15 protein-coding genes are annotated in these 24,959 nt (G+C 35.4%); 11 read left to right on the top strand and 4 right to left on the bottom strand.

Annotation, left to right across the window (positions count from 1 at the left end):
• The first annotated feature begins 52 nt into the window (after nucleotides 1-52).
• Nucleotides 53-1,336: a putative DNA modification/repair radical SAM protein gene (locus Q1A60_RS00075; RefSeq protein ID WP_299762650.1), complete on the top strand. Its 1,284-nt coding sequence runs from the start codon at nucleotides 53-55 to the stop codon at nucleotides 1,334-1,336.
• 13 nt (nucleotides 1,337-1,349) lie between these two features.
• Nucleotides 1,350-2,114 (top strand): TIGR03915 family putative DNA repair protein, encoded by a 765-nt coding sequence (locus Q1A60_RS00070; RefSeq protein ID WP_299762648.1) that lies wholly within the window; start codon nucleotides 1,350-1,352, stop codon nucleotides 2,112-2,114.
• 15 nt (nucleotides 2,115-2,129) lie between these two features.
• Here the strand turns inward: Q1A60_RS00070 and Q1A60_RS00065 are convergent, their stop codons facing one another.
• Genes Q1A60_RS00065 through Q1A60_RS00055 form a run of 3 tightly spaced genes read right to left on the bottom strand, consistent with a single transcriptional unit; the run spans nucleotide 2,130 to nucleotide 5,107 of the window.
• Complete coding sequence (locus Q1A60_RS00065) at nucleotides 2,130-3,035, bottom strand: geranylgeranylglycerol-phosphate geranylgeranyltransferase (protein WP_299762645.1); 906 nt, start codon at nucleotides 3,033-3,035, stop codon at nucleotides 2,130-2,132.
• Nucleotides 3,036-3,062: 27 nt separating this feature from the next.
• A complete protein-coding gene (locus tag Q1A60_RS00060; RefSeq protein ID WP_299762642.1) occupies nucleotides 3,063-4,001 on the bottom strand; it encodes a mevalonate kinase in 939 nt (312 codons plus the stop codon).
• 29 nt (nucleotides 4,002-4,030) lie between these two features.
• On the bottom strand, nucleotides 4,031-5,107 hold the full coding sequence (locus Q1A60_RS00055; protein ID WP_299762639.1) for a diphosphomevalonate decarboxylase: 1,077 nt from the start codon (nucleotides 5,105-5,107) through the stop codon (nucleotides 4,031-4,033).
• Between the two features lie 93 nt (nucleotides 5,108-5,200).
• Here Q1A60_RS00055 and Q1A60_RS00050 point away from each other — a divergent pair, with 93 nt between their 5' ends.
• On the top strand, nucleotides 5,201-5,677 hold the full coding sequence (locus Q1A60_RS00050) for a TspO/MBR family protein (protein ID WP_299762637.1): 477 nt from the start codon (nucleotides 5,201-5,203) through the stop codon (nucleotides 5,675-5,677).
• 77 nt (nucleotides 5,678-5,754) lie between these two features.
• Here the strand turns inward: Q1A60_RS00050 and Q1A60_RS00045 are convergent, their stop codons facing one another.
• Nucleotides 5,755-6,996, bottom strand: a complete 1,242-nt coding sequence (locus Q1A60_RS00045) for an NAD(P)/FAD-dependent oxidoreductase (RefSeq protein WP_299762635.1) — start codon at nucleotides 6,994-6,996, stop codon at nucleotides 5,755-5,757.
• Between the two features lie 350 nt (nucleotides 6,997-7,346).
• Here Q1A60_RS00045 and Q1A60_RS00040 point away from each other — a divergent pair, with 350 nt between their 5' ends.
• The 8 genes from Q1A60_RS00040 to Q1A60_RS00005 all read left to right on the top strand — a co-directional run bounded on the left by Q1A60_RS00040 (nucleotide 7,347) and on the right by Q1A60_RS00005 (nucleotide 24,641).
• Nucleotides 7,347-10,502 carry a SusC/RagA family TonB-linked outer membrane protein gene (locus tag Q1A60_RS00040; RefSeq protein ID WP_299762633.1) on the top strand — a complete coding sequence of 1,052 codons (3,156 nt, stop codon included), beginning with the start codon at nucleotides 7,347-7,349 and terminating at the stop codon, nucleotides 10,500-10,502.
• A gap of 16 nt (nucleotides 10,503-10,518) precedes the next feature.
• Complete coding sequence (locus Q1A60_RS00035; RefSeq protein ID WP_299762630.1) at nucleotides 10,519-12,126, top strand: RagB/SusD family nutrient uptake outer membrane protein; 1,608 nt, start codon at nucleotides 10,519-10,521, stop codon at nucleotides 12,124-12,126.
• 183 nt (nucleotides 12,127-12,309) lie between these two features.
• The gene (locus Q1A60_RS00030; RefSeq protein WP_299762627.1) at nucleotides 12,310-15,519 is read left to right on the top strand and encodes a VCBS repeat-containing protein; all 3,210 of its coding nucleotides are present in this window, start codon (nucleotides 12,310-12,312) and stop codon (nucleotides 15,517-15,519) included.
• A 6-nt stretch (nucleotides 15,520-15,525) separates the two neighbouring features.
• On the top strand, nucleotides 15,526-18,888 hold the full coding sequence (locus Q1A60_RS00025; protein ID WP_299762625.1) for a VCBS repeat-containing protein: 3,363 nt from the start codon (nucleotides 15,526-15,528) through the stop codon (nucleotides 18,886-18,888).
• Entirely contained in the window at nucleotides 18,875-22,126 is a 3,252-nt protein-coding gene (locus Q1A60_RS00020) for a VCBS repeat-containing protein (RefSeq protein WP_299762621.1), read from the top strand. Before Q1A60_RS00025 ends, Q1A60_RS00020 begins: the two co-directional genes overlap by 14 nt.
• Nucleotides 22,127-22,133: 7 nt before the next feature.
• Nucleotides 22,134-23,495 carry a vanadium-dependent haloperoxidase gene (locus tag Q1A60_RS00015; protein ID WP_299762618.1) on the top strand — a complete coding sequence of 454 codons (1,362 nt, stop codon included), beginning with the start codon at nucleotides 22,134-22,136 and terminating at the stop codon, nucleotides 23,493-23,495.
• Nucleotides 23,496-23,501: 6 nt separating this feature from the next.
• Nucleotides 23,502-24,392: a GyrI-like domain-containing protein gene (locus Q1A60_RS00010; protein WP_299762614.1), complete on the top strand. Its 891-nt coding sequence runs from the start codon at nucleotides 23,502-23,504 to the stop codon at nucleotides 24,390-24,392.
• Between the two features lie 9 nt (nucleotides 24,393-24,401).
• The gene (locus Q1A60_RS00005) at nucleotides 24,402-24,641 is read left to right on the top strand and encodes a hypothetical protein (protein WP_299762611.1); all 240 of its coding nucleotides are present in this window, start codon (nucleotides 24,402-24,404) and stop codon (nucleotides 24,639-24,641) included.
• Nucleotides 24,642-24,959: the final 318 nt, after the last annotated feature.

The raw sequence follows: 24,959 nt of genomic DNA, 5'->3' as shown, positions 1-24,959 counted from the left end.
CGAAATACATAATAAATGGAAATATTCTTTATTTTTGGAATAAATCCATTTTATGAATTTTGACCGAATTAAAGAAAAACTCAATATCCTTGCCGATGCAGCAAAGTATGATGTTTCCTGCTCTTCTAGCGGAAGCAAACGTGCTAATAAAAACAAAGGGTTAGGCGATAGCAGTGGCATGGGTATTTGTCATAGTTATACTGAAGATGGACGATGTGTTTCTTTATTAAAAATTTTGCTGACAAACCACTGTATTTTTGACTGTGCTTATTGTGTCACTCGAAAAAGCAATGATATTAAAAGGGCTGCTTTTAAAGTACAAGAAGTCGTTGACTTAACTATTAATTTCTACCGCAGAAACTATATAGAAGGTCTCTTCTTAAGTAGCGGCATTTTTAAAAATGCTGATTATACCATGGAGAGGCTTGTTGCCGTAGCAAAAAAATTACGAGAAGAAGAAAACTTTAATGGGTATATACATCTTAAGTCTATTCCCGGTGCTAGTGATGAGTTAATGCGTGAAGCAGGTTTATATGCAGATCGACTTTCTGTCAATATTGAAATTCCGACCGTATCAGGACTCAAACTACTAGCACCTGATAAAAAAAGAGAAGATTTTATAAAACCTATGTTAAAGGTTAAAAACGAAATCATTCAATATAAAAGTGAAAAGAAAATCATTAAAAGCACGCCTGTCTATGCGCCTGCTGGTCAAAGTACGCAAATGATTATCGGAGCTACTGGAGAAACTGATGCTCAAATCATGTATACAAGTGCTCATTTTTATAAAAACTTCCACATGAAACGCGTCTACTACTCTGGGTATATTCCTATAAGTTATGATGATCGTTTGCCTTCTATAGGTACAGAAGTTCCTATGTTACGAGAAAATAGATTATATCAAGCAGATTGGTTACTTCGATTTTATGGATTTGATGTCAAAGAATTACTCACAAAAGAGCATCCTAACCTCGATGCAGATATTGACCCAAAACTAAGCTGGGCACTTAGAAATCTTGAGAAATTCCCTGTAAATATTAATAAAGCCAGTAAGCATGTACTTGCTCGAATTCCTGGTGTAGGGATGCGGTCTGTACATAAAATCATACAGGCGCGAAAATACCGAAACCTCAATTGGGAACACCTCAAAAATATAGGTATCGCTATGAATAGAGCTAAATATTTTATCACTTGTGATTCCAAAGATTTTGAAACAAAAGACAGAACACCTGGCCAGCTCAAAAGCCTGATCATGCAAGAGAGTACTAGTAAGTTTAGAAAAGCATATAGCAACCAGCTTAACTTATTTGACACACAAACGCCTCTTGTTATATAACACCAATATCACCATGGCTATTTATAGATATGACAGTTCTTTTGAAGGATTTCTTACCTGTGTTTTTGAATACTATGAACAAAAACCGACATCACTATCTATTGTCCCTAATTACAATAATGCGTTATCTATTTTTGACACAAAAGAAACCATCACTACAGATTCTGTAAAGGCCGAACGTGTTTGGAAAGGTCTCAAACAAACTGGAGGTGCCATAACTACAACAGCCATCTATCGTGCTTTTTTGAGTGAAAAAGAAGGTATTGAAAACACACTACTCTCTTATATTGTAAAGCTTTTTAAACACCAAACATCTATAGAAGACTACACTGATTTTGATGTGGTTCAAATACGAAAAGTCGTTAAAATGGTAGGCCGAGAAAAACACCGTATGGATGCTTTTGTACGCTTTCGCGAAACAAAGGACAACATCTATTTCGCTACAATAGCACCCGATTTTAATGTCTTACCTCTCAACTCAAATCATTTTAAAAAACGATACGCAGATCAAAAATGGCTCATCTATGATCTCAAGCGAAAGTATGGTATCTATTATGACCTTCATACGGTAGAAACGATTGAACTAGCACTTACTTCTGACGTTAACACACCATCAAAAGCAACTATTTACTTTACAGAAGAAGAACTACAATACGAAGAATTATGGCAAAATTACTTTAAGAGCACCAACATTGCATCACGGAAAAACATGAAGTTACATATGCAGCATGTCCCAAAAAGGTACTGGAAGTATTTAAGTGAAAAAAGACCTTCTTAAATCTGCAGTATATGATTAAGTAATAAATCGTAACCATTCATTAGGTTTGATGAGGACGATACAAAAAACACCTGCTACAATAATAAACTTTAAAATATTATGTAATAATAAATAATGAAGTTTTGCTTGTGATTTCCATAAGGCTCCTAAAAAAAAGAGTAATGCAATTACACTCGCATAAAAGTAAAAATCCATATATCCTACTTCAAAATGATTGATTAAGAAATAAACTGGTATTATTGTCAGACCTGCTAAGGCGGTAAGCATCCATTTGGACGTTTTTTCTCCAAACACAATAGGAATTGTTCGATATCCTTGTGCCAAATCTCCCTTTAAATTTTCTAAATCCTTTGTGAGTTCGCGCATTGCAATCACCAAAAACAAAAAACTAGCATGTACAAAAATGACGGTATCGAGGTTTTTGTAATACAAAAAGATAGCGAAGAAAGGAGTAATGGCTAGTACTGCCGCGGTAAGATTTCCTATAAAAGGTCTCTTCTTCAACTTATGAGAATATAACCAAATGCCAAAAATATAAATCGCAAAAAAGACAACTGCTCTAAATGAGACATAACTAGCAGCAATAACGGCCAGAAAATTCAATACAAAATAAAAAGAGAGTTTGGTATTTTGACTTACCAATCTATCCAACATTGTTTTGCGAGGTCTATTAATTAAATCTTTTTCTGAATCGTAAAAGTTATTGATGATATATCCGCCTGCAATGGTTGCTGCAGAAGCAATAACAAGCATAAAAAGATTGAGATCAAAGACAACTTCTCTTAATGTTCTACCCGAGGATAATATAAATATAGATGCGAGGTATTGGGCCAGTACAATCACCAGAATATTATACCCTCTCACTACAGAAAACAAACTAAACACCTTAAGAAGTCTTCGTTTGTTTTTTCGCGAAAGCATATAGAAAAACCTTATAAAGGGGAAAAATTAAAAATTATAGACAACTTCTAATCTATGATCTTGAAGTGCTTTACGTGCCTTATCTATATCTTGGGTAAACCCTAAGATATAACCACCACCTCCAGAACCACAAAGCTTCAGATAGTAATCATTACTTTCTATTCCTTGTTTCCATAGGGTATGGAATGCTTTAGGAATCATAGGCTTAAAATTACTTAATACGACTTTAGATAGTTGTTTTACATTTCCGAAAAGTGATTTCACATCTCCTTTTAAGAAATCATCTACACATGCATCTGTATGTTTTACAAACTGATCTTTAAGCATGTTACGAAAACCTTCTTGCTTCATGTTTTCCATAAAGATATTCACCATAGGAGCAGTCTCTCCTACAATACCACTATCTAATAAAAACACAGCTCCTTTTCCTTCTTGCTCTTGTGAAGGAATACCAGCAGGTTCAATATTATCTTTACTATTAATAAGAATAGGTAAGCTTAAATAACTATTTAAAGGATCTAATCCTGAAGATTTTCCATGGAAAAAAGATTCCATCGCTCCAAAAATAGCTTTGAGTTTTAGTAACTTCTCTCTTGTTAAGTTTTCTAAAACTGTAATTTTTTCTGTTGCATACTTATCATAAATAGCAGCTACTAATGCGCCACTGCTCCCTACACCATATCCTTGTGGGATACTAGAATCAAAATACATTCCCTTAGCTAAATCTTGAGATAATCGCTCAATATCAAACTGAACAAGTACATCTTCTGCTTCTGACAATGTAGATAGATGCGATGCAAATTGGGTTAACTTCGCATTAGAGTCTACTGCTTCATCAGATGTACTACCATCGCATTTAAGCGCTCCATTGTAAAAGTTATAAGGTATTGAGAGTCCTTTTGAATCTTTGATGATTCCGTATTCTCCGAAAAGAAGAATTTTAGAATAAAATAAGGGGCCTTTCATAGTTGTAGGTTAACTTAGTATATACAAATCTACAATTTTTTTGCTCCATTTCCCACGCTATCATTAATATAGTGGTTGTTTTGGCAAAACTTTGACAATTCATTCTCTATAAAAAGGTGTATCTCTTTGGTTTCTTTTTTAGGATATAGCACATGTACATTAGCTCCTGCATCAAGTGTAAAACATACTTTTGAGTCTGTGTTTTCTCTATACTCCCATATACGATTTATGATCTCTAGTGTGTTAGGCTTCATCAATATAAAATAAGGATGACTGGTCATCATCATCGCATGTAATGTGAGTGCTTCACTTTCAACTAAGGCGATAAAAGCATCCAAATCTCCAGAGGCTAACACCTCTTTTAACTGGACTAAATTATCGTGAGCCTGTGTAAACCTTGCTTTCGCGAAAGCGTGCCCATGCATCAACCCATGTCCCACAGTACTACTTACTTGTTTCTCTCCTTTATCTACTAGTAGTATCGTATCTTGATATTCTTGAAAGTTTGAATGCACTTCGTATGGATATGAAGTACCATACAAATCACTACTATTTGAGATATCTTGATGTGCTCCCCAAACAATAAGAGGGCCTTCCAAACTTCGGCAAGCACTTCCAGATCCTAGACGAGATAAAAAGGATGCTTTTTGCATAAAATAACTTTCGGTCATTTCAGGAGAAAGTTGTCGCTCTATGTCCATAATACATAAAGACAATGCACTCATTCCGGATGCCGAAGAGGCAATTCCTGAACTATGCGGAAATGAATTTGACGTCTCAATCTTAAAACGATAGTTTGTTATAAAAGGAACATATTTTTCTATTCGTTTAAAAAAACTAGCAATCTTAGGTTCAAAACCCACCTCTTTTTGACCATCTAGATATACTTCAAATTCAAATCCTTCAGATTCTTTTTGAGTATAATGCAAGATTGTGGTTGTATGACAATTACTTAAGGTAAAGCTTATACTAGCATTTTGAGGTAATTGTTCCCCATGTTTTCCCCAATACTTTACTAAAGCAATATTACTAGGAGATTGCCAAGACACAGATCCGGCTGAAAGTATGGCTGTGTTTAAATGTAAAACAAAAGAATCTTCAGACATATAAGAATTATAAGTTTTGGCAAAGATAACTGTTGTCTTTCTATTATTTGTATGGAAGTTTTTACGAGTTTTTTTATACATTGGTAGTACCAAATGAAGAAACGTCTACTACTTAAAATTTTAATCGCTGTTGTCTTCTGCCTTTCTATAGGCGGGATAGGTGCTATTGCGACACAATCAAGTATTACAGATTGGTATGTCACCCTTAACAAACCTAGTTTCAATCCTCCAAATTGGATTTTTGGACCCGTTTGGACTGTCCTATATATACTGATGGGAGTTGCCGTAGCGTTGGTATGGCACAAAGGCTTTTATCACAAATGGGTGCAAACGGCTTTATATCACTTTGGATTTCAGTTGATTTTAAATGCCATGTGGAGTATTTTATTTTTTGGAATGAGACAACCCAGCTGGGCACTTATTGAAATCATTATTTTATTCATTATGATACTTCTAACCATTAAATGGTTTAAAGTTGTAGACAATCGTGCTGCTTATTTATTAGTTCCTTATGCGTGTTGGGTGGCTTTTGCTACGATTCTCAACTTTGAGATTTGGAGATTGAACTAAACTCACTAAAAATATATTTAATATTCTATTATTCAGCTATTTATATTTTATATGCTTTCGCGAAAGCGCATACATGCTTATACATTAGTAATAGCTTCTGCTATCATATGACCGCCTGTCCAAGCATTTTGAAAGTTAAACCCTCCAGTAATCGCATCTATGTTAAGTACTTCCCCTGACATGTATAGATTTTTATGCAATTTACTTTCAAACGTCTTAAAATTGATTTCTTTAAGATTGATACCACCAGCAGTCACAAACTCTTCTTTAAAAATACTTTTCCCTTTTATAGGATATAGCCCTTCGGTAAGTTCTTTACTTAAAGCGATTAATTGTTTTTTAGTGAGGTCTGCCCATTTAGCCCCTACTTTAATAGTCGCAGCAGTAAGCAAGTTTTGCCAAAGCCTTTTAGGCAAATCAAATTGTGTGTAAGTATGAGGCGATTGTTTTGCAAACTCATGCTTAAAGTTCATTAATTCCTCCATCACATCATCTACCGTTCTATCTAACAACCAATTTACTTTAATTGTAAATTCATATTCCATTGCGGCCAGTTCTCTAGCACCCCAAGCAGAAAGTTTTAAAATACCTGGACCACTCAATCCCCAATGTGTAATAAGTAAGGGACCTTCTGACTGAAGTTTTGTATCTAAAACTTCAACTGAAGCTTCTTTTGATAACCCCATCAAATCTTTAATCCGAATATCCTTACAATTAAATGTAAATAAAGAAGGGACCGCCTGAGTAATTGTATGCCCTAGATTTTCCAAAAGCTTCCAGACTTTGGGATTACTTCCGGTAGTCACAATTAATGTATCACAGGTAAAATTACCTTGATTTGTTTTTAAGAACCAATTTTGGGCTTCTTTGGATATATATTGGACTGAATGATTCTTATATACATTAATACCAAGCCGATCTGCTTCTTTCAAAAAGCAATCTATAATTGTAGCCGAAGAGTCAGAAACAGGAAACATACGACCATCTTCTTCTATTTTAAGAGCAACCCCTCGCTTTTCAAACCAAGAGATTGTATCACCTGTCATAAATGAATGAAAAGGACCTAAAAGTTCCCTTTCTCCACGAGGATAATTTTTTGACAATTCTTTTGGAATAAACTCTGCATGCGTAACATTACATCTACCGCCTCCTGAAATACGCACTTTTGTAAGCACTTCTTTTCCTCGCTCTAGAATTAAAATAGAAGCATCTGGAAGATTAGAAGCTATATTGATTGCAGTGAAAAAACCAGCAGCGCCGCCTCCGATGATAATGATGTTTTTATGTATTGATGTAGCTTCCAAAAAATATATTTTCATGCAAATATACTTTTCAATTTTAGAAGTATTCTTTTTAAAATACTATTTAAATCGTTCATTTCAAAATGAGCCTCCTTATCCTAACAAAACTCAATTATAATTATTAGAAAAATATAATACATTACATTTTTGACAATTAGGGGTGTTCCTTTTTAACAACTTGTCAAAAAAAACACTCAAAATTTCGCATAAAACCATATAAAAAGCGTTGTACACACGAAAACGTTTTCGTAACTTTAACGTTGTATTTTTATTGCGTTAACGTAAATTTTACATAAATTAGACGCTTATAAATGATTAAAACATTGAATTTTTTTAAAACTAAGCAAACTAATTTAAACAAGAATCTTATGAAGAAAGTATTACTTAAAAGTATGCTACTGTTTGTCGCGGTTCTCTTTGCGGGAATTTCAACTGCCCAGACAGTGTCTGGAACAGTGACAGAGGAAAGTGGTCCTCTGCCGGGTGCAAATGTAATTGTAAAAGGCACTCAAAACGGTGTTACTACCGACTTTGACGGTAACTACACTCTTAACAACGTAGCTAGTGATGCTATACTTATATTTAGTTATGTAGGTTTTGCAACTCAAGAGATCGCTGTAAATGGACAAACTACTGTAAATGTAACATTAGCTCCTGACAACGCACTTGATGAAGTGGTATTAATTGGATATGGATCTACTACTATAAAAGATGCCACTGGAACTGTTGCTGTGGTTACATCAGAAGAATTTAATTCAGGAGTAATAGCTTCTCCTGAACAATTAATTCAAGGTAAAACTTCTGGGGTAGCTATCTCTGAAACTTCTGGAGAGCCTGGAGCCGCAATTAATTTCAATATTAGAGGTGTAAATTCTATTCGATCTGGAAATGACCCACTTTTCGTCGTTGATGGTATCCCTTTGGGAGGTGGAGGACCACCTACTGCTCAGGTTGGTGGTATCGGAGGAAGCGCTCAAAGAAACCCATTAAGTTTTTTAAACCCTAATGATATAGAAAGCATTTCGATTCTAAAAGATGCTTCTTCAACAGCTATTTATGGAGCACGTGCAGCAAATGGAGTTGTAATTATCCAAACGAAAGCTGGTAGAACGGCTAGAAAAGGGGTTTGGGAATTGAATAGTTCTGTAAGTGTAGGAACTGTAGCAAACGAATATGATCTTTTAACAGCAAGTGAATTTATACAAGCACGTGAAGATCTTGGTCTGCCTGCTGCTCTAAATGGAGGTGGTAATGGTGATTATCAAGATTTTGCGTTAAGAACTGCATATTCTAGAAGAACAGACTTAAGTTACGCTAAGAATTGGGGGTCAGGAAATATAAGATCATCTTTTACATATAGTAATCAAAATGGTCTTGTAGAGCAAGCTGCACAGGAACGTATTGCTGGTAGAGTTAATTTAAGTCAGAAATTTTTAGATGATAAATTAACTGTAGATTTCCAAGGTACAATTTCTCGAGTTAATGATTCACAAGCACCATTATCAGGTGGAGCAGGATCTGTGGGAGATTTTTTATCTTCATCTCTAACAACTAATCCAACATTCCCTATAGATCCAGATGCTACATTTGGTTTTGAAAACAGATTTAATCCTCCTAACTTATTGGAAAACTTTAAATCTCTAGCTAATTCTAATAGATATTTAGCTAACATTTCTGTTGGATATGATTTTACTTCAGAATTTAGTGCAAAAGTATTTGCAAGTTACGATTATGGTGATAGTCAAATTATATCTGCATTTGCTCCAAATGTTTTTGGAGTTAATAACATCTCAGGAGTTGGTGATGTTCAATTCAATAGTGTTGAAAATGAAAATACACAACTTGACCTTACTTTAAATTACAAAAAAGATTTTGATTCTTGGGGAATAGATGTTATTGGTGGATATTCTTATCAAAAATTTGACAGAAATGGTTTTTTCTCTCAAGGTCGTGGTTTAACAACTAATAATTTAGATAATATATTTGGTATTGTAGAACAGCAATTTGATTTAGTTTCTAATGCTATTGGAAGAGATTTTCAACAGTTTGGTTATGATAATGATAGTGCTTCAGTAGGTTTTAATAATTTTAATGATCCAGAAAATCCATTCTTATTTGAGGACTTACCTGCTTTCCAAAGACTTATAACAGCATATACAGCTAATACATTTGATAACTTTGATGAATTTCAATCTGTATTTGTAAGAGCAAATTTATCTTTTGCAAATAATAAATTCTTATTGACTGCTACAGGAAGACTTGACGGTTCTACTCTTTTTGGTGAAGATGAAAAATCTGCTTTTTTCCCATCAGGAGCTTTTGCTTGGAATTTACATGAAGAAGATTTTACAGGTGATAATGTGTCAACTTTAAAAATAAGACTAGGTGTTGGTATTACAGGTAACTCTCAAGGATTAACTTTTGGTAATGCAATACTTAGACAACAAATATCTGGACAAGGATTTGCTGGTCCAACAGATTTAAATCCTCCAGGAGGAACACAATTTATTGGTAACAATGATCCAGGATTAAAATTTGAAGAAACAACAGACTTTAACGTGGGTGTAGATTTTGGATTTAATCAAGATCGTTTTAACGGATCATTTAACGTATATAGAAAAGAAACAAGAGATTTATTATTACAGAGAGCTGTACCTGCACCTGGTTTTGGTGGTATTCCAACTGTTTTTGGTAATTTAGATAATGGTGTTCTAATTAATCAAGGTGTAGAATTAGCTTTAGCTTATGATTTTGTTCAAACTGATGATTGGAACTTTAGTGCAAGTTTTAATATTGCATACAATGATAATGTTCTTGAAGACTATACTGATGCACCACAAGATTTGGCACCAATCAACGGTAACGGTCTAACAAATGCTTTTGCGCAGAGATTAGACAACAATCAACCTCTTAGTTCATTCTTCTTAGCTAGATTTGAAGGATTTGATGGAGATGGAAATCCTATATTCGCAGATCTTAATGGTGATGGCGTAGGAGATCCTGTAACTGATAGAGAATTCTCAGATAGATCAGCAATACCAACTTTAACAGGAGGTCTCTCTCTTAATGCTAGCTATAAAAACTGGTCACTTTCCACTTTCTTTAACTATCAAGGAGGATTTTATGTATATAATGCGACAAACAATGCATTATTCTCAGCAGGGAATTTCTTACAACAACAAAATGTTACACAAGAAACAATCCAAAGTCTCTTAAATGGTGAAAATATTGGAGCATCTACAACTGTATCTGATAGATTCTTAGAAAAAGGAGATTTTGTGAGATTACAAAATGCAACACTTTCTTATGATTGGCCACTAAGTGGTGACGGAGTTTTAGACGGATTACGTTTGTCTTTCACAGGACAAAACTTATTCTTAATAACTGACTATAGTGGACTTGATCCAGAAGTTTCAACAAACACTGGTTTCTTAAATGCAGCTCAAATACCTGCAAGAGGTATAGATTTAGCACAAACACCACGACCAAGAACGTTTACACTAGGTGTTAATGCACGATTTTAAATAAAAAATGAAAACTATGAAGTATTACAAAGTAAAACCCATTTTTAGGTCATTAATGGCCATAATGGTCGTAGCAGTACTAGGATCCTGCACGGATTTAGAAGTAGAAGAAACCGATTCAGTAAATGCTGTTGCCTTTGAAGGTGTTGCAGATCCTGAAGGTTTTATAACTGGCCTTTACAATAACCTAAATGGTTTTGTAGGAGACCAAGCAAATCTTTTTGCTTTAAGTGAAGTAACTACTGAGGAATTTATTATTCCAACACGTGGAGCTGACTGGGGAGATAATGGTATTTGGAGACAATTACATCAACATAACTGGCCTGCTAATCATGCCTTTATTGGAAATGTTTGGAATCAATGGAATGGATTGCATTTCTCTGCAGATCAATTACTTTCTCCTTTGACCACCTTAAGTCAAGAGCAAACTGGACAAGCTCATTTCTTTAGAGCACTAGGTGTATGGGTTGTTTTAGATAATTATGGGCAAGTTCCAATAAGAGATCCAGAAGAAAACCTTAGTATAGATCCAACTGTATTGACTGGAGAAGAGGCGGTAGCAAGAATTATTTCAGACTTGGAAGAAGCTATTGCAAATCTTAATGATGTAGGACCAGGTAGCGGAACAAACAGAGCAGGTAAAAGTGCTGCTAGGTACTTATTAGCAAAAGTACTATTAAATAGACATGTTTATATTGGAGCTTCACCAGATGCATCTGATATGCAACGTGTAGTAAGTTTAGTAGATCAAATAGAAGCAGATGGTTTCGGAATAGAAACTGGATATTTCGATATCTTTAGAGAACAAGAAGATAACGAGACTATTTTATTTCTTACTACAGCAGTAGGTAATAGAATTTGGAATGGATTACACTATAATATGGCTCCAGAAATTGCTGGAGGTGGTTGGAATGGTTTTGCTACACTCTCTGAGTTTTATGATTTATTTGAAGGACCAGCTGACTCTAACTTAGAAGGCCAAGGACAGGAAGAACGTAGAGGTTTTGTACCTACAGAAGGTATTGAATTTACAGGACGCCCTGGCACAACAGAATCTGGAAACTTCCCAGGTTTTGAAGCAGGATCAAATATAGGTAATGGTTTCCTTTTAGGTCAGCAATATGAAATAGACGGAACTCCTCTTAACGACAGACCTGGAGGACCTCTAGTGTTTGAAAGAGACTATACTGATAATAACGGTGCATCCAATATCATTAATAATAGTGAGACTACTGGAATGCGTGTTATAAAGTACAACCCTACGTTTGGAGGATTTACAGGACATGAAATTTTCTTTAGATATTCTGATGCTCACTTAATGAGAGCAGAAGCAATATTAAGAGGTGCTTCTGGTGATGCTTTAGCCGAAGTGAATGAATTACGTATCATTCGTAGCGCTTCTCCACTAGGTTCTCTAACAGAACAGGATATGCTTGATGAAAGAGGACGTGAATTATATGAAGAAATATGGAGACGTAATGACCTAATTCGTTTCGGTCAGTTCACAAGAAACTGGGAATTAAAAGATCCTGCGTTTGTAGGTGATGAAAGTAGAAATTTATTTCCGATTCCAGCAGATCAACTTATCCTCAATCCTAATTTGACACAAAATCCAGGTTATTAGGACCTACACTTTGAATTAAGCTTAAAAAGAGGGTTGTTTTTCAACCCTCTTTTTTATTCACTATTCTTTTAGTAAACTTGCATTTTAAAATACGAATTGAAACCCCTATTTGTAATATTAATTAGTCTATTTTTCTTTACCTCTTGTAAAGAAAAAATAATACTTCAACCAAAGTTTGTTGAAGTGACTAATACTGGAGTTTCTTTTTCTAATATAATACAAAATACACCTGAGCTAAATATTCTAAACTACCTCTATTTCTACAACGGTGGAGGTACTGCCATTGCAGATTTTAACAATGATGGCTTAGATGATATTTACTTTACAGCAAACCAACAAGCAGACCACTTATATATCAATAAAGGAAGCTTACAATTTCAGAACACTACTTCCCAATCTGGAATTAGAAATGACATAGGATGGACTACAGGTATTACTACTGTAGACATCAACAATGATGGCTTATTAGACATCTATATCTCAAAAGTAGATGGACATCTTAACTTAAAAGGAACAAATCTATTATTCATCAATCAAGGAAACAATACTGATGGAATTCCTCAATTTAAAGAACAAGCAAAAAGGTATGGCTTAGATCTAAAAGGCCTAGCTACGCAAGCATCTTTTTTTGATTATGATACAGATGGAGATCTTGATGTATTTATTTTAAACCATTCGCTACACCCAAATAGCAACTATGGAAAAGGTACATTACGCAAAAAAGTGGACACACTTTATGGAGACAAGTTATTAGAAAATCAAAACGGTCAATTTATAGATGTAACGACTAAAGCTGGAATTTTCCAAAGTAGATTAGGCTATGGACTTGGCATCTCTATATCTGATATCAACAAGGATGGATATCCAGATATATATATTGGAAATGATTTTTTTGAAAATGACTACCTCTACATCAATCAAAAAGACAAGACATTTACAGAAGTAAATTCTACGCAATCCATACTAGGTCATAGTACACACTTCTCTATGGGAAATGCTATATCTGATATCAATAATGATGGCCTTTCAGATATCATGTCTCTAGATATGCTACCAGAAAACTTGCAGTCTTTAAAAGTTTCTGGTACAGAATACAACTACCCTATTTTTCAGAATCAATTGCGTAATGGATATGAGCCTCAATTTATGCAAAACACATTGCATTTAAATCTGGGTAATAATAAGTACACCGAAACCGCATTTCTTAGTGGTATATCTGCAACAGAATGGTCGTGGTCTCCACTTATCGCCGATTTTGATAACGATGGTAAAAAAGACATCTATATCACTAATGGTATAAAAGGAGCTACAAATGACATGGACTTTGTTAACTTTATCTCCAATGAAAGTATTCAAAAACGCCTTGGCAAAGGCATGAGTTCTAAAGAACTTACCTTCATAGATGAACTCCCAGAGAAAAAAACTATCAATTACTTTTATAAAAATAAAGGAAACACTCAGTTTGAAAATATGAGTGATTCCTGGCAAACTCCGCAAACTTCTTTTAGTAATGGTGCTAGCTACGCAGATCTAGATAATGATGGTGATTTAGACATTGTCGTCAATAATGTAAATCAAAATGCACTTATATTAGAAAATACGACAAGACAGGACACAAGCGCCACGCATTATTTAAAAATAAACTTTAAAGGAAGTATAAAAAACACACAAGGTGTTGGTGCAAAAGTTTCCATATATACGAAAGAAGAAAAACAGTTTTTTGAGAACTATCCACAAGGATATTTATCTGCAACACCCCCTACGCTTTTTATAGGATTGGGAACACAGAAACAAATAGATTCTTTACAGGTTGTCTGGGCAGATGGAAAAATTCAAACGCTCCAAAATACTCAAGCAGATCAAACTATTGTTTTAGATTATAAAAATGCTTCAGGACATATTGAGAGTAATTCACAAGAAATTCAAAACTCTTTGATTACAAATAGCACAACCCCTATAGATTTTAAACATCGAGATGGTACTTCAATAGAATTTAGTCGATCTCTTTTAGTCCCGTATGCAAGTACTAATTTAGGACCCTATATTAATGTTGGAGATTTAAATAATGACCAAAAAGAAGATATCATTACATTAGGAGCAAAAGGACAATCCTCTCAGATTTGGATCCAAGATGAATCAGGAGATTTTCAACCACAAGAACTACCTGACGCAAAAGAAACTAAAATCAATGAAGACACTCACTCATTGATCTTTGATGCTAATGGAGATCAAATAAATGATGTATTGATTGTAAGTGGTGGTAATGAATTTAAAAGAGGAAAACCACTAGCCCCTAGATTATATATTACAAATGAAGGTGTGCTTCAGAGAGACTCAGAACAATTTAATGACATTAATATCAATGCATCTAAAGTAACAGCTATAGATCTAGACAAGGATGGAGATGTAGATATCGCTATCACCGCTAATGTAGTACCACATCAATTTGGTGAAACCCCCACACAATACCTATTTAAAAATGATGGTAATGGTCATTTTAAAGATATTACAGCTACCTATTCAAAAGAATTTCAGAATGTAGGAAATGTATACGATATCACTTGGCAAGACGTAAATAATGATGACTATCCAGATGCAATTATTGCTGGACATTGGATGCCTATCACTATTTTTATAAATGATGGAACATCGTTAAAACGTCAAAAAACAGAAGGATTAGAAAACACACATGGATGGTGGAACACCATCAAAGTTGCCGACTTTGATAATGATGGTGACCAAGATATTATAGCGGGGAATTGGGGATTAAATACACGTTTACAGCCTACACTGGAGGAGCCTGTGACATTATATCGCAATGACTTTGACGACAATAAACAAATTGATCCTATCGTTACGTATTATTATCAGGGTATAGAAACCACTATAGCAACTAAAGATGAGCTTGTAAAACAACTTCCTTTCCTAAATAAAAAGTTTCTGTCTTATAACGCTTTCGCGAAAGCGAACTTAACACAACTACTAGGTAAAGAAAAATTACAATCTTCTGAAAAGAAAGAAGCCTATCTATTTGCGTCTACCTATTTTGAAAACAAAGGAAATGGCGTATTTCAAGCACATGAATTACCCTTTTTAGCACAAGCTTCTTCCGTTCATGATCTTCTTATAGAAGATTTTGATGAAGATGGCTTTCTAGACGTCCTGTTAGTAGGCAACAACTATGAAATAAGTACGCAATTAGGTAGGCTAGATGGCTCTCATGGCGTATTTTTGAAAAATGATACAAAGGGTGGATTTAGCACACTTTCAAATCAGAATTATGATATCAAAGGGGCTTCCCGAAGTATTCAAAAAATTAAAATAAAAGAACGTGTCTTTTATGTTGTAGGACGTAATAATGACACCCCTCTATTTCTAAAAAAAGAGAAGTAATAGTATATGCAAATTAAATTCACATACCAAATCATTCTTGGAGTTCTTATCACTCTATCTATTATAGGATGCACTTCAACAACCAAAGAAGAAAAAAAAGAACCTGTACGAAAAGAAAATACCTTGTTTAGTCTTTTGTCTAAAGAAGAAACAGGTATTGATTTTGTAAATGCTATAGAAAACCAGAAAGACTTTAATATTTTCAAATACCGCAACTTCTATAATGGAGGTGGTGTCGCTATAGGAGATATTAATAATGATGGATTTGCAGATATTTTTCTTACTGCCAACATGGGGAAAAATAAACTGTATCTAAACAAAGGAGGTTTTACTTTTGAAGATATCTCTGAAAAAGCAGGTATTGAAGGAAACAAAGCATGGTCTACCGGAGTAACCATGGCAGATGTAAATGCTGACGGGCTGCTAGACATCTACGTAAGTAATGCAGGAAATCTAGAAGCAAATAACCATGATAATGATCTATACATCAACAATGGAGATCTTACCTTTTCCGAAAAAGCAAAAGAGTACAACTTAGCGACTTCAGGATTTTCAACACATGCTTCTTTCTTTGATTACGATAAGGATGGAGACCTAGATGTATATATATTAAACAATAGTAATGTGCCTGTACGAAGTCTTGGAAACGAAGGGCAACGTGATAAACGTGCACAGGATTGGGAAAATATAGACAGTCAGTTTAGAGGTGTTGGTGATTTATTAATGCGCAATGACGATGGTGTTTTTACAGACGTAAGTGACGAAGCAGGTATTTACGGCTCATTAATAGGTTTTGGGCTCGGTGTGATGGTTACCGATATAAATCATGATTTGTATCCCGACATTTACATCTCCAATGATTTCTTTGAGCGCGATTATTTATATATCAATAATCAAGATGGCACCTTTACTGAAGAAATCAAAAAATGGACCTCTCACCTATCTCTTTCTGCCATGGGGGTTGATATTTCAGATATTAATAATGACGGTCTACAAGATATTTTTATCACAGATATGCTTCCTGATGGCGAAGAGCGTGTAAAATCAGTGATGGAATTTGATGGATACAATGTCTACAAGCGAAAGCAACGTAATGATTTCTACCAACAATTTATTCAAAACACACTACAAGTAAACAATGGAAATGGCACCTTCTCTGAAGTGGCCTATCATAGTGGTGTAGAAGCTACCGATTGGAGTTGGTCAGGATTGGTCTTTGATATGGATAATGACGGATATCGTGATATTTATGTAACTAATGGAATCAACCATGATCTTACCGATCTCGATTTTATAGATTTTTTTGCTAATGAAATTATCCAAAGTAAAGCTAAAGGAGAGACCAGAGTATTAGACACTATCATTAATAAAATGCCAGTAAAACCTCTTTCTAATTATGCCTACCAAAACCAAGGCGATATTACGTTTAAAAACAAAGCCAAAGATTGGGGACTTGAAATTTTAAGTATGTCTAACGGTGCTGCCTATGGCGATTTAGATAATGATGGCGATCTTGACTTAGTGGTCAATAACGTAAATATGCCTTCTTTTATCTATAGAAACAATACGGATAAAGAAAAGGATCATAACTATATCAAATTAAAATTTAAAGGCGCAGAAAAGAATCCTTTTGCGATTGGCACATCTGTACGTTTATATCACGGAGGGCAAACCTATATTCAAGAATTAGTCCCTTCTAGAGGATTCCAATCGTCTATGGAGCACGGAATGACTATAGGATTAGGCACCTCTCAAAAAATAGACTCCTTACGTGTGATTTGGCCTAATGACAAAACACAGACTTTTGAGAATCTTACGGTTAATCAAACGCTTCAGCTACAGATTACAGATGCTACAGCAACCTATAAAGCACCCGCTCCTAAGAAAATACAAACACTCTTTAATGAGATTACAAATACATCACTAGACACACATAAAGAAAACGAGTATAGTGATTTTGATTACGAAGGACTTATCGCTAAAAAACTATCACAAGAAGGACCTTCCCTTGCCATTGGAGATGTAAATGGTGATGGGCATGAAGATGTATTTATTGGAGGCGCAAAAAAACAAGCAGGAACGATCTATTTACATAAAGGCAATGGGGTACTTACCAAAGCTCCTAACAATGCGATTTTTAAGAAAGAAGCAAACTATGAAGATTCGGCGGCGGCATTTTTTGATGCAGATAATGATGGAGATTTAGATCTTATGGTGGGCTCAGGCGGTAATGAAGTAACGACCAAAACAGATTATAGCCTTCGTTTATATTTGAATGATGGTAAGGGCGCTTTCGCGAAAGCGGAAAATACCATACCCTCTGCCTACCAGAACATGTCTGTGATCGCACCTTATGATTTTGATCAAGATGGCGATATGGATGTCTTTGTAGGATCACGAAGTGTGATTGCTGTATATGGAATCGATCCAGAACATCTCTTTTTAGAAAACAGAGGAAACGGAGAATTCTCTAATGCGACAGAACGTATTGCATACCCGCTTAAAGATGCCGGAATGATTACCGATGCACTTTGGGCAGATATGGATCAAGATGGCAAAAAAGATCTTGTGGTTACTTCAGAATGGGGTACTACAAAAATCTTCAAAAATAATGGAAGACGACTTACCCCTATGAAAAGTTCACTAGACGATTTACATGGTTGGTGGAATACGGTAGAAGCATCAGATCTTGATAATGATGGTGACCTCGATCTGGTATTAGGTAATGAAGGGACAAATATTCATTATAAACCAGAAGAAGGGGCTCCTATGAAAATGTACATTAATGACTTTGACAATAATGGTACTATTGAGCAAATCACCACCTTCCAGAAAGACGGAAAAGATTATCCGCTTCATCAGAAGAAAGAACTAACGGGACAATTGGTCTCGCTTAAAAAGCAAAACATCAAAGCGTCTGATTATGCAAAACGATCTATTGATGAGTTATTTCCAAAAGAAGTCATTGATGTCTCTATTGTAAAACAGGTACAAACAGCAGCCTCTGTGATTGCGATTAATGAAGGCAATGGCACTTTTAAAATTCAAGACTTACCTGTACGTGTACAGTTATCATGTGTATGTGGTATTGCGTGTACTGACATTAATAATGATGGAAATTTAGACCTTGTGATGGGGGGTAATAATTTTGAATTCAAACCACAATATTCACAATTGGATGCCAGTAGTGGTAATGTATTATTAGGCGATGGAAATCTTGGATTTGAATGGCAAGAGTATACAACAAGCGGCTTTGAGGTTCGTGAAGAAATCAAACATCTAGCGACATTTAAAGATAAAAAAGGCAATACCTTTTTAATAGCTGCTATTAACAACGAAAAACCAAGAGTATACAATGCTGGCAATTAGAAATATCCTGTTTCTGAGCATATTCTTTATCCTCTTTGGTTGCAAAGAGAAAGATACCTTATTTAAAAATCCGTCGGCGGCAGACACGGGACTTACGTTTGAAAATACGCTGACAGAAAGTGATGATTTTAATATCATAGACTATCTCTACTTTTATAATGGTGGAGGACTTGCGATAGGAGATATCAATGGTGATAATCTTCCTGATATTTTCATTTCAGGAAACCAAGTAAAAAACAAATTATACCTCAATAAAGGCAATCTCCAATTTGAAGACATTAGCGTTCAAGCAAGAATACGAGGAAATAGTACATGGAATACAGGTGCTGTGATGGGCGATGTAAATGGGGATGGATTGTTAGATATTTATGTATGTGCTGTGGTAGGTATTAATGGGTTTGATGGACATAATGAATTGTACATCAATAATGGTGATGAAACATTTACAGAAAGCGCTGCCAAATATGGGCTTGATTTAGATACCTATAGTTCTAATGCGGCATTTTTAGATTATGATCTTGATGGCGATTTAGATGTTTACATTCTCAACCATGCAGTACACACACAAGACTCTTATGGAAAGTCTTCCTTGCGTTTTAAACGTAATTATGAAACAGGAGATCGATTGATGCGAAATGATGGCGGGAAATTTACAGATGTAAGTGAAGAAGCAGGCATCTTAGGAGGAATCAATAGCTACGGATTAGGAATCGCTATTGCCGATTTCAACCAAGATGGATGGCCAGATATTTATATAGGAAATGATTTCCATGAAGATGATTATTACTATTTGAATACTGGAGAAGGAAGCTTTCGCGAAAGCTTAAAAGACTATTTTGGACACACCTCACGTTTTTCTATGGGAAGTGATGTAGCAGATATTAATGGCGATGGATGGCCAGATATGATCTCTCTAGACATGTTACCTGAAGATGAAAAAGTATTAAAATCGTCTGAAGGAGATGATAATATTCAAACACAGAAATTACGTATTGATCGTTTTGGGTATCATTATCAGTTTACACGCAATATGTTGTATGTAAACCAAAAAGGATATGACTATCAAGAGACCGCTCTCTTAAGTGGTATTGCTGCAACCGATTGGAGTTGGAGCGCTCTGTTTGCTGATTTTGATCAAGATAGTTCGCAAGATTTATTTATCTCAAACGGAATTCCTAAACGCCCTAATGATCTTGATTATATTCGTTTTATCTCTAGTGAGCAAATTCAAAATAAAATAAGTAACACTAAGCTCATTGATCAGAAAGCCTTAGACTTAATGCCTAAGGGAAATACACACAATTATATTTTTAAAGGAAAGGGGAAATTAGCTTTTGAAGACCTCTCTGGCACATGGACTAAAAAAGACACTTTAGTTTCTGGAGCTACTGCCCTAGCCGATCTAGATAATGATGGAGACTTAGATATTGTAACCAATAATATCAATACTACACCTCAGGTATATCAAAACACAACCGATGCCTCTGCAAACTATTTGAAAATTCGTTTTGATTATAAACCCTCCAATAGATTCGGAATAGGCACAAAAGTATTTGCATACAACAAAGGGCAATTACAATACAAAGAGCTATATACGGTACGTGGTTTTCAAGCATCTTCAGAACCTATACTTCACTTTGGTTTCGGAAATGAAACGACTATAGATTACATTAAAATTGTTTGGCCAGATCGTACGGCACAAACGCTTATGGACGTTCCTGTTAATCAGACGCTCACTATTTCGCCGAAAGGCAATATACCCTTTGATTATAAAAGCCTTCAACCTACCCAGAAATCCCTTTTCAAAAAAGTAGCTGATAATCTTGGCATTGATTTTACACATACGGAAGACCCATATATTGATTTCAATAGACAGAAATTAATTCCATATCAGGTATCAGATCGGGGTCCTGCGGTTGCTATTGGAGATCTAAACGGTGATCAAAAAGACGACATTTACTTTGGAAGTTCTAAGTTTATAGCATCCAAAATCTACCTAAGAGATAGTACTGGATTTACAGAAGCTTCTTATCCTTCAATTACAAAAGAAAATAGCACAGAAGATGTGGTAGCTACCATACAAGACTTTAATCAAGATGGTCGTGCAGATCTATTCATTGGTACTGGAGGGGCAGATTTTAGTAAAAGATCCAAACCACTAAAGGATGTATATTTCACAGCACAAGACACCACTTTTGTACAACAGCAACTTCCAGAGAGCTTTCAGAACGCCTCTGTGCTTGCTGTACATGATTATGATAATGACGGAGACTTGGATGTATTTGTAGGCAATCAAGCTATCGCAAATGACTTTGGGCGTCCTTCAGAATCGGTATTACTGCGCAATGACAACGGTACTTTTACAATAGATACCTCAACTTCTTTTGATAATATTGGTATGCTCACAGATGCTGTTTGGAGCGATTTCAATGGAGACGGCACTAAAGACCTTGTTCTTATTGGTGAATGGATGATGCCTCAATTTTATGCAAACACCAATGGAACCCTTGGAAAAGTAACGATCATGAATACTCCTTTAAATGGTTTATGGCAAGCGATAGCACCTTTTGATATGGACGCCGATGGGGACATCGATTATATCTTAGGAAACTGGGGACAAAATAGCAAATTTGTGGCTACTCCTGAAACACCTATGTATGCTTATCTCGATGATTTTGATGATAACGGTCAGTCAGAAACTATCGTTGCGACTCAAAAAGAAGGAGCTTATTACCCCCTTGTAGGTCTTAATGATCTGGGAGGACAAATGACCAATCTCTTTAAAAAATATACAAGTTATCAAGATTTTGGAGGTCAGACCGTAGAAGAGATCTTCGGAAAAAAAGCCATTTCAGAAAGCACAAAACTAACAGTACATACCTTACAATCTGGATACTTAAGAAATGAAGGAGGCCGTTTTACTTTTGTGCCTTTCGGCGAAAACTTACAAGTAGCGCCTATCATGGCATTTGAAACTTATGATTTTGATGGAGACGGGAAGGAAGAAGTGCTCGCGGCTGGAAATTACTTTGGAGTAAAGCCCTTTCACGGAAGACTTGATTCTTTCTCTGGAGCATTGATTAAAAGTGATGGAAGTAGTACATTAGGTCATCAATTAGGATTAGACCTCGCTCAAAAATCAGTAAGACATCTTACCATCCTACCGTTAGAGACAAAAACATATCTTTTGGTTACCTTTAATAATGACAAAGCACATGTATACCAATTACAAAAATAAACGCAACATGAATACCCTATTATCCCGCTATTTTGGAATACTACTCCTGGTTCTTTCTTTTACAGCATGTGAAGAAAAACCCCTTGAACCTATTGTGATTTCTGCTGAAGATTTTCATACCTCTGTAAACAATGTAACAGAAGTGATGATACATGATATTTTTTCGCCACCACAAGCCAGTAGAATTTATGCCTATCCTAATGTAGCGGCTTATGAAATTTTGGCAAGTACACGATCTGAGTATAATTCCCTAGCAACACAACTTACAGATTTTACAACGATTCCTGAACCTGCAACAACCGAGAATCTAAACTACGAACTTGCTGCACTTGTCGCGCATATGGATTTAAGTAGACGTCTCGTATTTTCTGAAGATATGATCACGCCGTATCGTGATAGTTTATACCAACTTTGGAATACTAAAAACGAAAAAGAATACACAACGTCTAAAGCCTATGGGCTTACGGTAGCAGACCATGTTGCTGCATGGATGGATAAAGATTTATATAAGGAAACACGTACAATGCCTAAGTTTTCTGTAATCACAGACGATCCTTCTAGATGGCAACCTACGCCACCTGCGTATGCAGATGGAATCGAACCACATTGGAATAAAATACGTCCTTTTGTGATTGACTCGGCGGCGCAATTTAAACCGGTACCGCCTCCTGCCTTCTCTATGGATGAATCTTCCAATTTTTATAAAGAATTAAAAGAAGTATATGACATCAGCGAAAGCATCACCAAACAAGGAGACAATGCCGAAGAGATTGCCATTGCTCAATTCTGGGATTGTAATCCTTATGTATCTGTTACCAGAGGACACCTTATGTTTGCTACTAAAAAAATCACACCAGGCGCACACTGGATTGGAATTGCTAAAATCGCTTCTAGAAATGCAGGTCATGATCCTATGCAAACTATGTATACCTATACAAAAACATCTATCGCCATTGCCGATGCTTTTATAAGCTGTTGGGATGAAAAATACCGCAGTAATTTAGTACGTCCAGAAACATTGATTAACGAACATTTTAATGATAGCTGGCAACCTATTTTACAAACGCCTCCATTTCCAGAGTATGTAAGTGGTCACTCAGTCGTATCGGGTGCTGCTTCAGAAGCATTAACGAGTATTTTTGGTGATGGGTTTTCCTTTGTAGATGATACAGAATTACCTTATGGACTTCCTGTACGTAGTTTTTCTTCGTTTAGAGCCGCTGCCAGTGAAGCTGCAATTAGTAGACTCTATGGTGGAATCCATTATCGTGCTGCTGTAGATAACGGTCTGGTACAAGGAAAAAATATAGGAAGATTTATCAATGCTTCTTTAAAAATGAAAATTAATAACGCTCAAGCTTCAAACTAATTTCTTATGAAAAAGATAGTACGTCTACTACTCTTCATTTTCCTTATCGTAGCAGTCTGGTATCTATTTATAAAGCCCTATGATTATGTAGTTCGTTTTTCTACAAAAACAACTGTAGGAACCGTTAATCAGTCTATAAAATCATGGTACGCGGGTATTCCAGGTACAGAGATTATAGATCAGTCTCAATTTGATGAGCTTACGCAGCAGTTTAATTTTGGGGATTCTATACACACCTATACTTGGAAGATAGAAAAAGAAACCGATTCTACGTCTCGCGTAAAAGTGTATATAAAGGATATCGATCATAGTCTGGCAAATAAGCTTGCTATTCCGTTTTCTAAAACAGCCATAGAAAAACGTTCTGAAGCAACGGTTAAAGAATTCTATGACATTCTTAATTCGCATCTCAAAAGAACAAAAGTGACCATTAATGGAGAGGATACCACAAGAGCGACCTATGTTGCCTATACACCTCTTAAAGGTTTACAGGTTGAGAAAGCAAAAGGAATGATGTATAATTATTCCTTACTGACACAAATCATGTTGAAAGGGAATGTCGAACTCAACGGGACGCCATTTGTAGAAGTTACGAATTGGAATACAAAAACAGATAGTATCACTTATAATTTTTGTTTCCCGATTAAGAAAAGGGATAGTCTACCTAAGCATCCAGAGATTAGGTATAAACAATACGAAAGTCAAAAAGCCATCAAAGCCACATATAACGGTAACTACATCACTTCAGATCGTGCTTGGTATGCGTTACAAAGCTATGCAGAAAGTCGTAACATTCCCGTAGCACTCACTCCTATTGAAGTCTTTTATAACAACCCAAATATGGGAGGTAATGAGCTTCAATGGAAAGCAGAGATTTTTATGCCTTTGAAAGAATAATGACGTATCATGTCCAAAGTATTCCTAGACGAAAATTACAAAGGAATTGATTATACAATCAATGGACTTCCCTCTGGAGAATATGATAATTGCACCTTTACCAATTGCTTATTCCCAGCACTTCATATTTCAAATAGTTCTTTCTTAGAATGTGAGTTTGTAGACTGTAACTTCACTAATACGGCTCCCCCTATTGGGACATACATAGAAATGAACAAGTTTATATCAGAAATAAGTAATTCAATATAAAGGTATTAATGAATTGGTGTAGGATGTAAGTTATTCTACACCAATCACTTCGAATTTTCGAAGTAACCTCCTTAGAATTCAATTGCTTCCATATAGACAGTTTTCTTTGAAAAAAGATATATTTGAAATGTGATTTCAAAGATGATTTTTCGAAATCACATTTTATAAATGTTCATTGACATATTGAGAGAAAAATAAAATAACAAAGAGTCTTTTTATGTAGAATCTGAATATAATCTATCCTACTCTAGGCTGAGACTTTGCAACAGTAGTTTCTATTATTAGCTATACGCTCCTGATTGAAATTACCTATAACTA

It is taken from the genome of uncultured Dokdonia sp. (assembly GCF_947492535.1).
GTDB lineage: Bacteria > Bacteroidota > Bacteroidia > Flavobacteriales > Flavobacteriaceae > Dokdonia.
This window is presented reverse-complemented; position numbering and strand designations above follow the sequence as displayed.

What these genes read in the sequence shown, in the direction of transcription:
- Q1A60_RS00025 (WP_299762625.1), top strand. Translation starts at nt 15,526, where the DNA reads ATGCAAATTAAATTCACATACCAAATCATTCTTGGAGTTCTTATCACT.
- Q1A60_RS00035 (WP_299762630.1), top strand. Translation starts at nt 10,519, where the DNA reads ATGAAGTATTACAAAGTAAAACCCATTTTTAGGTCATTAATGGCCATA.
- Q1A60_RS00010 (WP_299762614.1), top strand. Translation starts at nt 23,502, where the DNA reads ATGAAAAAGATAGTACGTCTACTACTCTTCATTTTCCTTATCGTAGCA.
- Q1A60_RS00065 (WP_299762645.1), bottom strand. Translation starts at nt 3,035, where the DNA reads ATGCTTTCGCGAAAAAACAAACGAAGACTTCTTAAGGTGTTTAGTTTG.
- Q1A60_RS00050 (WP_299762637.1), top strand. Translation starts at nt 5,201, where the DNA reads ATGAAGAAACGTCTACTACTTAAAATTTTAATCGCTGTTGTCTTCTGC.
- Q1A60_RS00020 (WP_299762621.1), top strand. Translation starts at nt 18,875, where the DNA reads ATGCTGGCAATTAGAAATATCCTGTTTCTGAGCATATTCTTTATCCTC.
- Q1A60_RS00060 (WP_299762642.1), bottom strand. Translation starts at nt 4,001, where the DNA reads ATGAAAGGCCCCTTATTTTATTCTAAAATTCTTCTTTTCGGAGAATAC.
- Q1A60_RS00055 (WP_299762639.1), bottom strand. Translation starts at nt 5,107, where the DNA reads ATGTCTGAAGATTCTTTTGTTTTACATTTAAACACAGCCATACTTTCA.
- Q1A60_RS00040 (WP_299762633.1), top strand. Translation starts at nt 7,347, where the DNA reads ATGAAGAAAGTATTACTTAAAAGTATGCTACTGTTTGTCGCGGTTCTC.
- Q1A60_RS00005 (WP_299762611.1), top strand. Translation starts at nt 24,402, where the DNA reads ATGTCCAAAGTATTCCTAGACGAAAATTACAAAGGAATTGATTATACA.
- Q1A60_RS00045 (WP_299762635.1), bottom strand. Translation starts at nt 6,996, where the DNA reads ATGAAAATATATTTTTTGGAAGCTACATCAATACATAAAAACATCATT.
- Q1A60_RS00075 (WP_299762650.1), top strand. Translation starts at nt 53, where the DNA reads ATGAATTTTGACCGAATTAAAGAAAAACTCAATATCCTTGCCGATGCA.
- Q1A60_RS00070 (WP_299762648.1), top strand. Translation starts at nt 1,350, where the DNA reads ATGGCTATTTATAGATATGACAGTTCTTTTGAAGGATTTCTTACCTGT.
- Q1A60_RS00015 (WP_299762618.1), top strand. Translation starts at nt 22,134, where the DNA reads ATGAATACCCTATTATCCCGCTATTTTGGAATACTACTCCTGGTTCTT.